The following is a 14,148-nucleotide window of genomic DNA, read 5'->3' as shown; positions in this document are numbered from 1 at the left end:
ATCCCTGTTGCCAGCCCTGTATCAGGCGGTGGCGGTTGCACGAACCCCGGGCCGCGTCTTGAACTCGAGCCACGCAAGGCCCGCCACGACCAGCGCTTGGGCAAGCACAAAGGCCGTGCCGAACGCGGTCGGTTCGGTCAGCATCACGACGGCGATGCTCGCCGCGACCCAGGCGATGTTGCCGACCACCGCCAGCAGCACGAGCGGCGCATTCAGCAGGCTGGTCTTCGCCATCCAGGCGAACAGCGCGGCGACCGGGAACAGGCTGCATCCGGCGACCAGCAACAGGGTCGGGTGAAGGCCGGTCGGTTCGGCAAGCATGCCGGCGCCAAGGCTCATCACCGCACCGGCGAGCAGGCAGGTGAGTGCATCAAGGCCAAGGATGCGGCGGACGGTCGATAGGGTCGTGTCGGTCATGATTACCTCCGTTGTTGACACGGGCCTTTTTGCTGACCGAGGTAGTTGCGTCGATTACCTGACAGGTAATGGCCGGAGATCGAGTGCCGGGCCTAGGGTCGGCACAGAGGAGAAAGACCATGGCGGTTGCTGCACGAAATGTCGGGGATCAGTTGCGCGAATGGCGCCAGAAGCGGCGTATGAGCCAGCTCGATCTCGCGCTCGATACGGAGATTTCCGCGCGCCATCTGAGCTTCCTCGAAACCGGCCGCGCCCGCCCGAGCCGCGAGATGGTGCTGCGCCTGTCCGAACAGCTCGAGATGCCGATGCGCGAGCGCAACCTGTTGCTCACCGCCGCCGGCTTCGCGCCCCTGTTCGGCGAGCGCTCGCTCGACGACCCGGAAATGGCCGGCGCGCGCCGCGCGGTCGATCTGATCCTCGCCGGGCATGAGCCCTGGCCCGCTCTGGTGGTCGACCGGTGCTGGAACCTGATCGCGGCGAACCGCGGCGTCGCGCCGCTGCTCGCGACGGTGTCGCCCGCGCTGCTCGCGGGGGTGCCCAATGTCATGCGCCTCGCGCTGCATCCCGACGGGCTGGCGGCGCAGATCGTCAATCTGGCGGAGTGGCGCCACCATCTGATCTCGCGTTTGAAGCGCCAGGCCCAGGCGGCAAGCGATTCCGGGCTCGACGATCTGGTCGCCGAACTGGAAAGCTATCCCGCGCCGCCGATGGCCGATGCCAAGCCGCAGGATCTGGGCGGAATCGCGGTGCCGATGAAGCTGCTGATGGGCGACCGGGTGCTGAGTTTCCTCAGCACCACGACGGTGTTCGGCACGGCGCAGGACGTGACCCTGTCGGAATTGACGCTGGAGACCTTCTTCCCCGCCGACGATGCGACGGCGGAGATGGTCAGGGCTTTGGCAAGCGGCGACCGCTAGAGTTTGATCCAGCTGCACTGAGGCTCGGCACCGGCCCGGTGCCGTCTTGCTGGATCAAACTCCAGGCGGCCACGCCGCTCACCCGCTTCAGAAACGATAGGCCAGCGTGGCCATCACGCTGCGCGGTGCGCCGATGAAGCAATCGCCCCGCGACAGGCAGGAGGCGAAATACGCTCTGTTGAACAGGTTCGTGGCGTTTACCGACAAGCGCCACTTGCTCCATTCGAGTTCGGCCAGCGCATCGACCAGCGTGTTGTCACCCGTCACGATCGTCCATTTCGAACCGACTGACTTGCGATTACCGGTGTAGCGAACGCCAGCGCCCAGTCGCAGCGACATGGCATCGCCCAGCGGCAGCGTCTTCATGCCCCAGATCGATGCGTTGTGACGCGGGTAATAGTCGAAATAGGGCGAGTCCCGTGTCTCGAGCTCGTTATAGCCATAATTGACCGACACCTCGTAATTGCCCGGCAAGCTGCGGGTTGCCTCGATCTCGAACCCTTTGGTGGTGAGTTCGCCCGACTGGGTCTGCCTGAGTGGGTTGAGCGGATCGGCGATCGGGCGGTTGCTCTCCCTGATATGAAAGCCGGTAACGGTGACCAGCGTGAAGGCATCGGGCTGCCATTTCGCACCGATCTCATATTGAGCGCCCTTCTGGGGCTTGAACGCCGAATGATCGACGGTGAACCCCGCGATCGGCTGGAAGCTTTCGGTGTAGCTGAAAAAGGGCGAGATGCCGGCACCGATCTCGCCGATGATGCCGGCGCGGAACGTGGTGGCATTGGCGGATGGCGAGCCGGGGCTGGTCACATGATCGCGCCGCGCGCCCAGCACCACCGAGACGCGATCGGCGAAACGGATCTGGTCCTGGACATAAATGCCAAGCTGCTTTTGCGACTGTCGCGCCGCCACGGGATCGATCACCGGAACGGACAGCGCGGCATAATCGATGTTGTAAAGATCGACTATATCACGCCCAGACCCGTAGCGCTCGGTAAAGCGGTTCCAGCTATAGTCCACGCCCGCGAGCAGCAGATGGCTGACCCCGGCGCCCGTGTTGAACTTGATCTGGACATTATTGTCGGTGCTGAAGACGTTCAGCGTCGCCAGCTTGTCGTCGCTGTAGAGCTGGATCAACCGCCCCTTGCTGCCCGCCAGATAGGGGTCGGTCGGGTTGGTGTAGCTGTTGGTGTAGTGCGTGAAGTAGCTCACGTTGCTGTCGATATAGCGCGCCTTCAGGTTCAATTCGATCTGGTCGGTGATGCGTTGCTTGATCATTGCGGTGCCCTGCAGCAACCGGCCATCGTAGCGGTCGTGTCCCGGCTTGCCGACGAACAGGGTGCGCGGCAGGCGCGGGTTGCCGGGATTGTCGAACAGCGTGCCGACGATCGGCAGGAATTGCGGTGTCGAGCCGCCATGGTCGTCCTGATACAGACCCAGCAGCGTGATGTCCGTATCGGCACCGGGTTCCCAGCGCAGCGACGGCGCGATCATCACGCGATCGTCGCGCACATGGCGGATGAAAGTATCGGCATCGCGCACCCGCGCGACCAGCCGTGCGGCCAGCCCGTCGCTGATCGGGCCGTTGATGTCGGCGAGCAGTTCCTTGCGATTGTCGCTGCCATAGACCGCCGCGATCTCACCGCGTGTCCTGAACTCAGGGGCCTTCGACACAAGGTTGACGATGCCGCCGATCGACCCCTGGCCGAACAGCACCGAGGCCGGTCCACGCACCACCTCCACGCGCGAGAAATTATACGGATCCGACGTGGCGCTGACATAGGAGCCGAAGATGTCGCGCATGCCGTCGCGGAACTGCAGCGCATCAATGCCGCGAATGACAAAACTGTCGACGCGCGTATCGCGGCCATAGGGGTTGGCCGTGATCCCGGCGGCATAGCGCACCGTATCGCTGATGTTGATCGCGCCCTGTGCCCGGAACGTCTCTTCGGTCAGGATCGTGATCGGCTGCGGTGTCTCGATCAGCGGCGTGGCGGTCTTGGTACCGGCACCCGACTCCTGCTTCGCACGCTCGCCGGTGACGATGATGTCATCGCGCTGGTCGGCATCCTTCACGTCGTCGGCTGCCCATGCCGTACCGCTCGACAATGCGATCAGCGCGATGCCGGACAGCCCAAGAATTTTATTGAATGTCATTGCGATCCCCTTATTCGGGCGAGCCTCTATCGCTAATGAGAATTGATCGCAATCATGAATCGGCGGCCAGAGAGTTGCTATTGATAATCGTTATTGCATCATATAGCCCGCCCTGCGGTTCGGGATTCAGCGGAAAAAACACATGACGAGATTGATCAGGCTCCCGTTCGCGGCGACCATCTTGCTGGCCGCCATGCCCCAATCCGCACAGGTGTCGGCACAGTTGTCGGCACAGTCGATCGACCGGCCGGCGGAGGAAAGCAGCGCGGACAGCGACGACATCTTCATCACCGCAACGCGCGCGACCACCGCAACCAAGACCGATACCGCAATCGTCGATGTCCCACAGGCGATCAGCGTCATCACCGCCGACCAGATCGCCGCGCGCGGTGCGACCGGCGTGCAGGAAGCGTTGCGCTACACGCCGGGCGTACGCACCGAACCCAATGGTGCGGATTATCGCTTCGACTATGTCACCGGGCGCGGCGGTTTCGACGCGCAATCCTATATCGACGGGATGCGCCAGCCGACGAGTTTCTACACCTCGCGAATCGAGGCCTATAATCTCGACCGGATCGAAGTGCTGCGCGGCCCGTCCTCAGTATTGTACGGCCAGGGCGCAGCGGGCGGAATCGTCAACAGCATCACCAAGCGCCCACAGTTCGAGACCGGCGGCGAGATCGCGGTGCAATATGGCAGCTTCGACCGCAAGCAAGTGCAGCTCGACCTGACCGGGCCGCTCGACCGCGCCGGCACGGTCGCCGCGCGGCTGGTCGGGGTGGTGCGCGACGCCGACAATCAGAATGATTTCGGCAAGGACGACCGGATCTTCATCGCGCCCTCGCTGCGCTACCGGCCCGACGATCGCACCGACATCGTGCTGGAGGGGCTGTACCAGCGCGACCGTGCCGCCTCGATCTCCACCTTCCTGCCGCTGGGCGCGACATTGCTCGCGCCGCCGGGACGCAAATTGCGTTTCGGCACCTATCTCGGGGAGCCGGGGCTGAATGCCTATAACAGCGAACAATATAGCATCTCGCTGCTCGGCACGCACCGGCTGAGCGATGCGCTGACCTTTACCAGCGCCGTGCGCTACAATCATTCCGATACGTACAACGCCAATGTCCAGGGCGACTTCTACACCGGCGCGGTCGATCCGTTTCTCGATCCCGACCACCGCCTCTATCCGCGCGTCCGCTCCGACGCGAAGGCGCGGCTGACGGTGTTCACCACCGACAATAATCTGCGGGCGGATTTCACGACTGGCGCGTTCACGCACAAACTGCTGTTCGGCATCGATTACCAGCGTTCGACGCTGAAAAGCGCCTTTCTCGACGCTGCCGCAGACCCGATCGACATTTATGCCCCGGTGTATGGCAATATACCCGAGGGCAGTTTCGCGCCGGCCCATTATGGGGTCGACACCCAGCTCGGCTTCTACGCGCAGGACCAGATCAACTATGCCGGTCGCATCATCCTGGCGCTGGGCGTGCGGCACGACCGCGCGACCTCGTCCGTCGATGACGACCGGCAAGTCGACAAGGCGACCAGCTTCCGCGCCGGCCTGATCGTCAAACTCGGCGAGACGATCTCGCCCTATGTCAGCTATTCGGAATCGTTCCAGCCGACGATCGGCCTCAACTATTACGGCAAACGCTTCCAGCCGCAGCGTGGCCGGCAATATGAGGCCGGGGTAAAGTGGCAACCCGATGCCGGCACGCTTGTCGCCCTGTCCGCGTTCGACATTCTCGGCACCAACCGGCTCGAAACCGATCCGCTGAACGGCAACAACCAGATTCAGCAGGGCGAAGTGAAATCGCGCGGGTTCGAGATCGAAGCCTCGCGTACGGTCGCGCGCAACGTCACCGTGACCGCTTCGTACAGCCATGTCGCGGCGAAGCTCGGCCGCAGCGCCGATCCGCTCGCGGTCGGCCTGCCGATTTCGGCGGTACCGCGTGACCAGGCCTCGGCCTGGGGCGAGAAGAGCTTCGCGCTGAGCGACGACATGTTGGTCAGGATCGGTGCTGGCGTACGCTATGTCGGACCGTCGACCGAGGCGGTGATCTTCAACGACATCGTGACGAGCGGCGCGGTCGAGCGGCTGACGACGCCCGGCTTCACCGTGGCCGATGCGCTGGTCGCATTCGACAAGGGCCGCTGGTCGCTTGCGGTCAACGCGACCAATTTGTTCGACAATGAGTACTACGCGTCCTGTTCGGTGCGCTCGGCTTGTGGCGCCGGCTATCGCCGCAACGTCATTGGCACGCTCGGTTATCGCTTCTGACGGGGCACGCGCGGAGCAGATGCCACTGGCGACAGAGCGGGTCGGGGTGCATGCTCGGCCGATGAACCGCAACGCCTTCACCATGATCCGCTGCGCAAACCGGCAGATCATGGCGGTGGAGGCGCGATCGCGGCAGAGCTTTGCGCGCCACACACATGACGATTATGGCATCGGCCTGATTGTCGCCGGTGCGCAGCGGTCCTGGAGCGGACGCGGCGCGGTGGAAGCCGAGGCAGGCGACATCATCACCGTCAATCCCGGCGAAGTCCATGATGGCGCTCCGATCGGTGCAGGCCGTGCCTGGAGGATGTTGTATCTGGCCCGTCCGACCGTGGCGGCGATCGCCGCCGATATCGGCGAAGATGGCAAAGGTGGGGCGGCGGATTTCGAATTCACCCGGCCGGTCCTGACCGGGCCTGCGCTGGTCCGCCGTTTCAACCTCGCTTATGCAGCGCAGACCGACGGCCGGAGCGATGCGGCTGACGCCGCCGAAGCGCTCATTCTGCTCCTCGCCGGACATATCGGTGAGACGCGCACCTTAACGTCTTCCCCGCCCTCCGGCCTGATGCGCGTCCGGACGCGGATCGACGACGATCCTGCCGCCCCGCATCCGCTTGAGGAACTTGCGCAGGACGCGGGCGGTAGCCGGTTCCAGACGCTGCGCGGCTTTGCCCGCCTGACCGGACTGACCCCGCATGCCTATGTCGTTCAGCGTCGCCTCGAGCTCGCCCGCCGCATGATTGTGGACGGGGCGCCGCTGGCCGACGCGGCCGCGGGCGCCGGCTTTGCCGATCAGAGCCACTTCAACCGCAGCTTCGTCCGCCGGTACGGCGCGACGCCGGGCGCCTATGCCGAGGCTGCGCGCTGACCCGTCTGCAATTTCGTCCAAGACCCACGGCACCCCGCTCTGCTGTTCTTCGCGTGACACGAAGAAGGAATTCAGACGATGCCAACACCCGATCAGAACGAGCGGATCATCCGACCCTGCGATCACGATGACGCGGGCGCATTATTGTCGATCATCAATGCGGCGGCCAAAGCCTATCATGGGGTCATCCCGGCGGATTGCTGGCACGAACCCTATATGTCGGAGGGCGAGTTGCATGACGAACTGGCGGCGGGGGTCGGCTTTATCGGATGCGAAATCCGGGGTGCGCTGGTCGGGGTGATGGGCATTCAACGCGTCCGCAATGTCGATCTGATCCGTCACGCCTATGTCCAGCCAGCCTGGCAGGGGCATGGCATCGGCCATATATTGATCGAGCAGTTGCGCGCCGCGAGCGAGCGCCCGCTGCTGGTCGGCACATGGCTGGCGGCGACATGGGCGATCCGCTTCTATCAGCAGCATGGCTTTCAGCTCGTGCCCGAGGACAGCAAGGCCCGACTGCTCGCAGCCTATTGGACGGTGTCGCCGCGCCAGATCGCCACATCGGTGGTGCTGGCATCGCCCGCTGTTGCCGTGACCGATGCGATGTGGCTGATCGAGCGGGGTTCCGGAGAAACCGCTGGCGCCGCGCCTGGAGTGCGCTAGGCTTTTTCGAGGTTCGAGGAGACGGGACGGCCATGGCGACGACAGCGGATATCATGCCGGACGCCGACCCCATCATCACTGCCGACCGCTCCTTCCTCGGTCACCCCAAGGGTCTGGCCTATCTTGCCTTCACTGAGGCGTGGGAGCGGTTTTCCTATTACGGCATGACCGCTTTGGTCGTGCTGTACATGGCGCAGCAGCTGTTCCAGCCCGGCCATGTCGAACAGGTCGCGGGACTGGCAGCCTATCGCAGCGCGCTCGAAGCCGTGCTCGGCCCTTTATCGCCCCAGGGGCTCGCATCGCAGACCTTCGGTTTCTATTCGGGCCTGGTTTATTTCACGCCGGTCCTGGGTGGATGGATCGCCGACCGGCTGCTTGGCGCCAAGCGGACCGTGGTGATCGGTGCGTTGCTGATGAGCGCGGGGCATTTCGCCATGGCGTTCGACCACAGCTTCCTGCTTGCCTTGCTGCTGCTGATCCTCGGGTCGGGCTGTCTCAAGGGCAATATCTCGGCGCAGATCGGGCATCTCTATCCGGCAAATGATGAATCGCGGCGAACGCGCGCCTTCACCATCTTCAGCATGGCGATCAATATCGGTGCGGTGCTCGGGCCGCTGGTGTGTGGCGGGCTGGCACAGGCCTATGGCTGGCATATCGGCTTCGGCACGGCCGGGGTGCTGATGCTGCTCGCGACCGTCACCTATCTGGCGGGGCAGCGCTATTTGCCCGACCAGCGCCCACGCCGGCGCGACCGCGCGGCGGCAGCGCCGCTGACCGGTGCCGAATGGCGCACCGTGCTGCTGCTCGTGGCCGTGATGGGTATCACGGTGTTCCAGACCATCACTTATTTCCAGTTCTTCAATGTCGGCATGATATGGATTGATCGCCATGCCGACCTGGCCACCCCCCTCGGCCATATCCCGGCGCCCTGGTTCAATTCGGTCGATGCCTTATCCAGCGTGATCGTGGTGGCGCCGCTGATCTGGCTCTGGGCGCGCGCGGCACGGCGCGGGCGTGAATCGAGCGACCTGACCAAGATCGGCATCGGCGCGGTGATCGCCGCGATCGCGGCCGGTACGATGGCGGTGGCGGGGATGCTGGCCGGTGCAGGCACCACGAGCGCGCTCATCCCGTTTGGCGCTTTTGTGCTGATCGGCATCGCGTTCGTCTATTACTGGCCGCCCAGCCTGGCGCTGATGTCGCGCGCTGCGCCACCCGGCGTGAATGCGACGATGATGGGTTGCGCTTATCTGTCGCTGTTCGTCGGGAATATCATCATGGGCTGGGTCGGCACCTTGTATGAGAGGATGACGCCGGGCGCGTTCTGGCTGCTCAATGCCGGCATTTCGCTGATGGGGGCGCTGCTGGTGCTGTTGTTCGGGCGCATGTTGACGCGCCGGCTGGCGGGACCCGCAGGCGCTTAGGCATTTGCTGAAACGCCCGGGCCACGCGGCGCGTCAGGCGACGCCCTGCAGACGCGTCGGGCTGGTGCTGCGGATCGTCACGCCGCCCTGATCCAGCTCGATCACCTGCACGGCATGCTCGATCAGCGCAGGGCGATGCGCGATGACGATGCGCGTGCGGTGCAGCCGGGCGAAGCTTTCCGCCACCGCCATCTCGTTCGCTTCGTCGAGATTGGCGGTGCCCTCGTCGAGGAACACCGCGTCGGGGCTACGGTACATCGCGCGTGCGAGCAGCAGTCGCTGGCGCTGGCCCGCCGACAGCGCACCGCCCATGTCGCCGATAAAGCTGTGATACTGCATCGGCATGTGCATGATTTCGTCATGGATCCGCGCGAACTGCGCACAGGATATGACGTCCTCCATGTCGGCTTGCGGATCGAAAAAGGCGATATTGTCAGCGATCGTGCCTTGCAGCATCGCATCATCCTGCAGCACCGCGCCGACCCGCGACCGCCATGCGGCGATCGTCGCCGGGCCGAGTGGGATGCCGTCGATCAGGATCTGCCCCGATGTCGGCGTCAACAGGCCGAGCAACAAGCGCAGCAACGTCGTCTTGCCCGATCCCGAGCGGCCGACGATCGCCAGATAGCTGCCTGCGGGCACATCGAACGACACGTCGTGCAGGATCGGCGGATCGGTCGGCGAATAAGCGAAGCTCAGCCGTTCCACCCGGATCGCGGGCGGACGCAGTTCATTGGGGCGGGGCGGCGCCAGGCCGATCTGTTCCTGCTTTTCCGATACGATATCGGCCAGCCGGTCGAGGTGCAGGCCGATCATCCGCCAGTCCTGCACGCGATGCACCAGTTGCGACGCGCTGGTCGCGAAACTGGTGCGGTAGGACAGGAAAGCGAACATCAGGCCGATCGTCATCGTGCCCGCGATCACCATGTTGGCGGCAAAGGCGAGGACCAGCAGCAATTGCAGGTTGAACAGCAGATTCTCGGCCAGGGTCAGCTGGATTCCGGTACGATCCGCACGATAGCTCGCCGACACGACATCGGCATAAAGGTTGCGCCAGCCGGCCTCGCGCATCGTTTCCATGCCGTGCAGCTTGATCGCGCGGACCGAGCGCATCGTCTCGAGCAAATGCGTTTCCTGCTTGGCGCGGGCGACGATCTCCTCCTCGGAACGCGCGCGCCATTGCGGGAAGAGCAATACGCTGATCAACGCATAAAGCGCGGAGGTGATCAGCACGACCAGCGCGAGCAGCGGGCTGATCAGCAGCATGACGATCAGCGTGGTCAGCGCGAGCAGCGCGTCGATCGCGACATTGACCACGCCCTGGGTGAGCAATTCCTGGATCGGCTTGATCGACTGAGTCCGCGACAACAGGTCGCCGACATGGCGCCGTTCGAAGAACGACACCGGCAAATGGATCAGATGCCGGACGAGATTGCCGGCAAGCTGGAACGAGATCGATTCCCCCAATGTCAGCACCACCCAGGAGCGCAGCGCCTGGACCAGCACATTGAGCAGATAGACGAAGCCGAACCCGATCGCGATCAGCAGCACGAGGCTGGTGTCGCCTTGCCCGATCGCTTCGTCGACGATGATCTGCTGGCAGAAGGGCAGGGCAAGGACGGTGACCTGCAACAGCAGCGACAAGCCGACCACTTGCGCCATCGCGCCGCGCAGCCGGCTGATCCGCGTCCACAGGTCGCTGATCCTGAGCGCCGACCGGGCGACGATCGGGGTGAAGTCCGGGCTTGGCGTCAACTCCAGCGCGACCCCGGTGAAATGGCGTGAGACTTCTGTCACGGAGAGGATGCGGCGGCCGGCGGCGGGGTCGAGAATCGTGACCTTGTTCCCCGACACACGCTCCAGCAGCACGAAATGACTAAGGTCCCAGTGCAGGATCGCGGGCAACTGCAGCTCGCCCAGCTCCTCGATCTCCAGCCGGACCGCGCGCGGCGACAGTTCGATCGCGCCGGCGATGCGCATCAGCTCGGCCAGAGTCATGCCCTGTGACGAGATCGGATACAGGCGGCGCAAGCCGGCCAGATCGACGCGGTGCCCGGCATTGGCGGCGGCCATCGCCAGGCACGCCAGCCCGCATTCATTGACCTCGGATTGCAATATCGGTCGGATGCGGCGCGACCAGGGCCATTCGACGCCACTCATCGACGCAGCGCCCGCAGGATCGGATCGAGGAACACTTCCCACAATTTGCGCTGTTCGAGCACCAGATCGGCATTCAGTGTCATGCCGGGACGGAGCTGGCCAAGGCCAGCGGCCGCTTGCGGTCCGACCACGCGGTCGACCCGCACGCGCACGCGGTACACCGGATCGGTGATCTTCAGCCCCGGATCGATCAGCGCGGGATCGGTCGGCGTTGCCGATATCGCGACGACATTGCCCAGGCCCGAGCCGAATTTCTGATAGGGAAAGGCATCGAACAACAAGCGCACTTGCTGCCCGACGCGCACCCGGCCGGCGGCGCGGCTGGTGATGTAGAGCCACACTTCCATCCGGCTGCCAGAGGGGATCAGCGTCAGCAGCGAACTGTCCGGGCTGACGCGCTGGCCGATTTCGGCGTTGAGGCCGCTGATTTCGCCGGCGACCGGTGCGGTCAGCTCGAGCCGGTCGAGCCGCATCAATGCCGCGCGCCGTCCGGCCAGGTCGGCACGTTGCGCGGCAAGCTCCGCGCCGCTGCGCGCGCTGCCCAACCGGCGTTGCGCGATGTCGGTGCCGATGCGGCGCAGCGCCTCGCGCTGAGTGATGATTTGCTGGTCGAGCGCCTCGACCTCGGCACGGCGCGACAAGGCCGCGGCGCGCGCTTCTTCGACTTGCCGTTTGGTGCCGGCTTGCTCGCGCAGCAAGCGCGCCGCGCGGGCGCTGCCCGACTCCGCCAGATCGGCTTGCCCGGCGGCCAGCGTGCGCTGGCGTTGCAGCGAGGCGATCTCGGCGGCCATTCCGGTCCGTTGCTGGCCAAGGCCACCAGTCTCGGCGGTGCCGAGTTCGGCGGCCAGCGCCTGCTGCCGCGCCAGTTCGCCATCCTGGCGGTCGATCTCGCGGATCTGCCCGGCCACGCCTTCGCCACCGGCATCGCGGCCCTGGGTCACCGCGACCGTGACCAGGGGGGTTCCGGCGGTGACGCGCTCGCCCTCGCTGACATGGATCGCGCGCACTTCGACTGCGCCGGGCGGATAGACGCGGGCAATGCCGAGGTCGGGCGCGACCAGCCCCTTCACGCTTTCGCGCGTCGCGAAGCTGCCGAACAGCAGCACCGCGACAAGCAGCGCGAAGGCGATCGCGAGGAGAGTGCCATAAATGCGCGCGCCCGGCGGGCTCGCGGCGATGACTGTGCCGGTCAGGCGCTGGCGTTGCGCCTCGATGACCTCGGTTCGGAACAACGTACTCGTCATACTGTCCTTCGACGCGGTCCCGTCAGCGGCCGGATCTAAGACCCAATTCTGAGGATGACGTTAATCACGTCAGGGCAGCCGGATCAGGGGACAGCGAAAGGGCCGCGGCATTGCTACCCCGGCCCCTTGCGTATTTGCTGTCCGAACCTGGTTCAGGATCGGGCCGAATTCCGAATGATCAGCAGTGGCGGCGGGGTTTCGGATCGCAGCGCCGCGGCGAGCCGAACAGCAAGGCGAGAACACCGCCAACCAGACCACCAAGACCACCGGAAACGTTATTCAGCTCTTCTTCGTTGAGAGTGCGCATAATCAAGCTCCTGTTACTCGAGTTATGGTCCCGGCAACTTGAATGCCGCTGCGGCGTTCGAGTTTCAACATGACATCTCAGGCATGGTCGAGATTCTTAGGGAAATCGTAAGCTATTGAAATAACGAAATATTAACTGCGTATTTTTACGAATCGGTATCAATACGGGACGAAATCGACAATCTTTACCGTATCGCAACATGGCACGGTTACCATGTCATCATGCGACTCCAGCCCCTGATCTTGCTCGCTATTATGCCTTCGGCCTGTATGGGGCCGTCGATTCAGGTTCCCGAGCCTGCGCGGATCTCCTCCGAGTCGTGGGGCGAGTCGTTGAACGATTCGGAGCTTGCCCGGGCGGACGAGGCGCCGGGCGAAGATTTCTGGCAGCGCTTCGGCACGCCCGACATGGCCGATCTGGTTGCGCGCGCGCGCGCCGCCAATCCGACGATCGAGGCCGCGCGCGCGCGCGTCGCGCAGTTGCGCGGGCAAGCGCGCATCGCCGGTGCGGCGCTGCTCCCGACGATCGGCGCCAGCGCCGGCGCCACCGCGACGCGCACCGACAATTCCAATACCGCGCTCTACAGCTACAGCGTCGGTCAGGCCGGGCTTGATGTGGCCTATGATCTCGACCTGTTCGGCGGCGCGCGCGCCGGCAAGCGCGCGGCGCGTGATCGGGTCGCCGCCGCCGGGTTCGACAGCGATGCCGCCGCGCTGGTGGTCGAAACCGATGCCGCACGCGCGCTGGTGCAATGGGCGGCATTGGGGGACCGCATCGCGGTGGCCGAGCGCGACAGCGCGAATGCGCGCGAGTTGCTGCGCATCCTGAATGTGCGGCTGCGCGAGGGCGTGGCGACGCGTGTCGATGTCGGGCTGCAATCGGGTGAGCTGGCCCGGCTCGAGGCGCAGCATTCCTCGCTGGCCGAGGCGCGGGCGCGGCTCAGCGCTGGTCTCGCTGCCCTGCTTGGCCTGGAATCGCCTGGCTTCAAACCCAGGCCGCTGGCGCTCAGCGCGCTCGCCACCCCGGCGATCGGTGCCGGCCAGCCGGGCGACCTGCTGTTCCGCCGCCCCGACATCCGCGCCGCTGAAGCGCGCATCTCGGCGGCGCGCGGCGATGTGCAGCAAGCGCGCGCCGCGTTCAAACCCTCGCTGCGGTTGTCGGGATCGGGGCTGGTGCAGGCGGCGGCGATCGGCGGACCGTTCGGGGTGACGCTCTCAGCCGGGGCCAGCCTGTTCGCGCCGATCTTTCAGGGCGGACGGCTGCGCGGCCAGTATGAAACGGCAAGCGCCACTCAGGTCGAAGCGGTCGCCTTGTACCGTGCGGCCTTGCTGCGCGCGTTGAGCGAAGGCGACCAGGCGCTGGCCGGGCTGCGCGAGGCGAACCGGCGTGTCGCGCTCTATGATCGCGCCAGCCGCGATGCGCGCGAAGCCTCGCGGCTGGCGCGCGTCCAGTTCCTCGAGGGGGAGATTCCGCTCGACACCCTGATCAATACCGAGCGCAATGAAACCCAGACCAATGACGCCGCCCTGGTCGCGCGTCAGGACGAATTGCTCGCCGCCATCGACCTGTTCAAGGCATTGGGCGGCGCCCCTCGGGTACCGGATGGGCTGAGCTCATAAGCCCGAACCATGGCCCGAACGGATCTGCCGCTTTCCGTTCGTTTCGAGCGAAGTCGAGAAACACGCCATAAACGCTATGCACGCTGCC

The 14,148-nt window shown here is 65.0% G+C and carries 11 protein-coding genes; 6 read left to right on the top strand and 5 right to left on the bottom strand.

Annotated features, from left to right (window positions below; translation table 11 throughout):
* Positions 1 to 21 precede the first annotated feature (21 nt).
* On the bottom strand, positions 22 to 417 hold the full coding sequence (locus OO12_RS20810) for a hypothetical protein (RefSeq protein WP_034160698.1): 396 nt from the start codon (positions 415 to 417) through the stop codon (positions 22 to 24).
* Positions 418 to 536: 119 nt separating this feature from the next.
* On the opposite strand from OO12_RS20810, the gene OO12_RS20805 reads away from it, so the two are divergent.
* The gene (locus OO12_RS20805; RefSeq protein ID WP_082006687.1) at positions 537 to 1,334 is read left to right on the top strand and encodes a helix-turn-helix domain-containing protein; all 798 of its coding nucleotides are present in this window, start codon (positions 537 to 539) and stop codon (positions 1,332 to 1,334) included.
* Between the two features lie 87 nt (positions 1,335 to 1,421).
* Here the strand turns inward: OO12_RS20805 and OO12_RS20800 are convergent, their stop codons facing one another.
* Positions 1,422 to 3,491: a TonB-dependent siderophore receptor gene (locus OO12_RS20800; protein WP_034160621.1), complete on the bottom strand. Its 2,070-nt coding sequence runs from the start codon at positions 3,489 to 3,491 to the stop codon at positions 1,422 to 1,424.
* Positions 3,492 to 3,633: 142 nt separating this feature from the next.
* Here OO12_RS20800 and OO12_RS20795 point away from each other — a divergent pair, with 142 nt between their 5' ends.
* The 4 genes from OO12_RS20795 (at position 3,634) to OO12_RS20780 (ending at position 8,730) form a co-directional block, all read left to right on the top strand.
* A complete protein-coding gene (locus OO12_RS20795; protein ID WP_034160620.1) occupies positions 3,634 to 5,775 on the top strand; it encodes a TonB-dependent siderophore receptor in 2,142 nt (713 codons plus the stop codon).
* Positions 5,776 to 5,857: 82 nt separating this feature from the next.
* Positions 5,858 to 6,643: an AraC family transcriptional regulator gene (locus OO12_RS20790; RefSeq protein WP_200887525.1), complete on the top strand. Its 786-nt coding sequence runs from the start codon at positions 5,858 to 5,860 to the stop codon at positions 6,641 to 6,643.
* Positions 6,644 to 6,721: 78 nt separating this feature from the next.
* Positions 6,722 to 7,306, top strand: a complete 585-nt coding sequence (locus OO12_RS20785) for a GNAT family N-acetyltransferase (RefSeq protein ID WP_152616560.1) — start codon at positions 6,722 to 6,724, stop codon at positions 7,304 to 7,306.
* A gap of 32 nt (positions 7,307 to 7,338) precedes the next feature.
* Positions 7,339 to 8,730, top strand: a complete 1,392-nt coding sequence (locus tag OO12_RS20780) for a peptide MFS transporter (protein ID WP_052216114.1) — start codon at positions 7,339 to 7,341, stop codon at positions 8,728 to 8,730.
* A gap of 33 nt (positions 8,731 to 8,763) precedes the next feature.
* Here the strand turns inward: OO12_RS20780 and OO12_RS20775 are convergent, their stop codons facing one another.
* From OO12_RS20775 to OO12_RS28230, 3 genes are all read right to left on the bottom strand, one after another.
* Positions 8,764 to 10,890: a peptidase domain-containing ABC transporter gene (locus OO12_RS20775; RefSeq protein ID WP_052216113.1), complete on the bottom strand. Its 2,127-nt coding sequence runs from the start codon at positions 10,888 to 10,890 to the stop codon at positions 8,764 to 8,766.
* A complete protein-coding gene (locus OO12_RS20770) occupies positions 10,887 to 12,134 on the bottom strand; it encodes an HlyD family secretion protein (protein ID WP_034160619.1) in 1,248 nt (415 codons plus the stop codon). Before OO12_RS20770 ends, OO12_RS20775 begins: the two co-directional genes overlap by 4 nt.
* A gap of 178 nt (positions 12,135 to 12,312) precedes the next feature.
* Entirely contained in the window at positions 12,313 to 12,441 is a 129-nt protein-coding gene (locus tag OO12_RS28230) for a class IIb bacteriocin, lactobin A/cerein 7B family (protein ID WP_152616559.1), read from the bottom strand.
* A 221-nt stretch (positions 12,442 to 12,662) separates the two neighbouring features.
* On the opposite strand from OO12_RS28230, the gene OO12_RS20765 reads away from it, so the two are divergent.
* On the top strand, positions 12,663 to 14,060 hold the full coding sequence (locus OO12_RS20765) for an efflux transporter outer membrane subunit (protein WP_082006686.1): 1,398 nt from the start codon (positions 12,663 to 12,665) through the stop codon (positions 14,058 to 14,060).
* Positions 14,061 to 14,148: the final 88 nt, after the last annotated feature.

Source organism: Sphingomonas sp. ERG5 (genome assembly GCF_000803065.1).
Taxonomy (GTDB): domain Bacteria; phylum Pseudomonadota; class Alphaproteobacteria; order Sphingomonadales; family Sphingomonadaceae; genus Sphingomonas.
The sequence above is the reverse complement of the archived record's forward strand: the minus strand, read 5'-3'. Positions and strand labels throughout refer to the sequence as shown.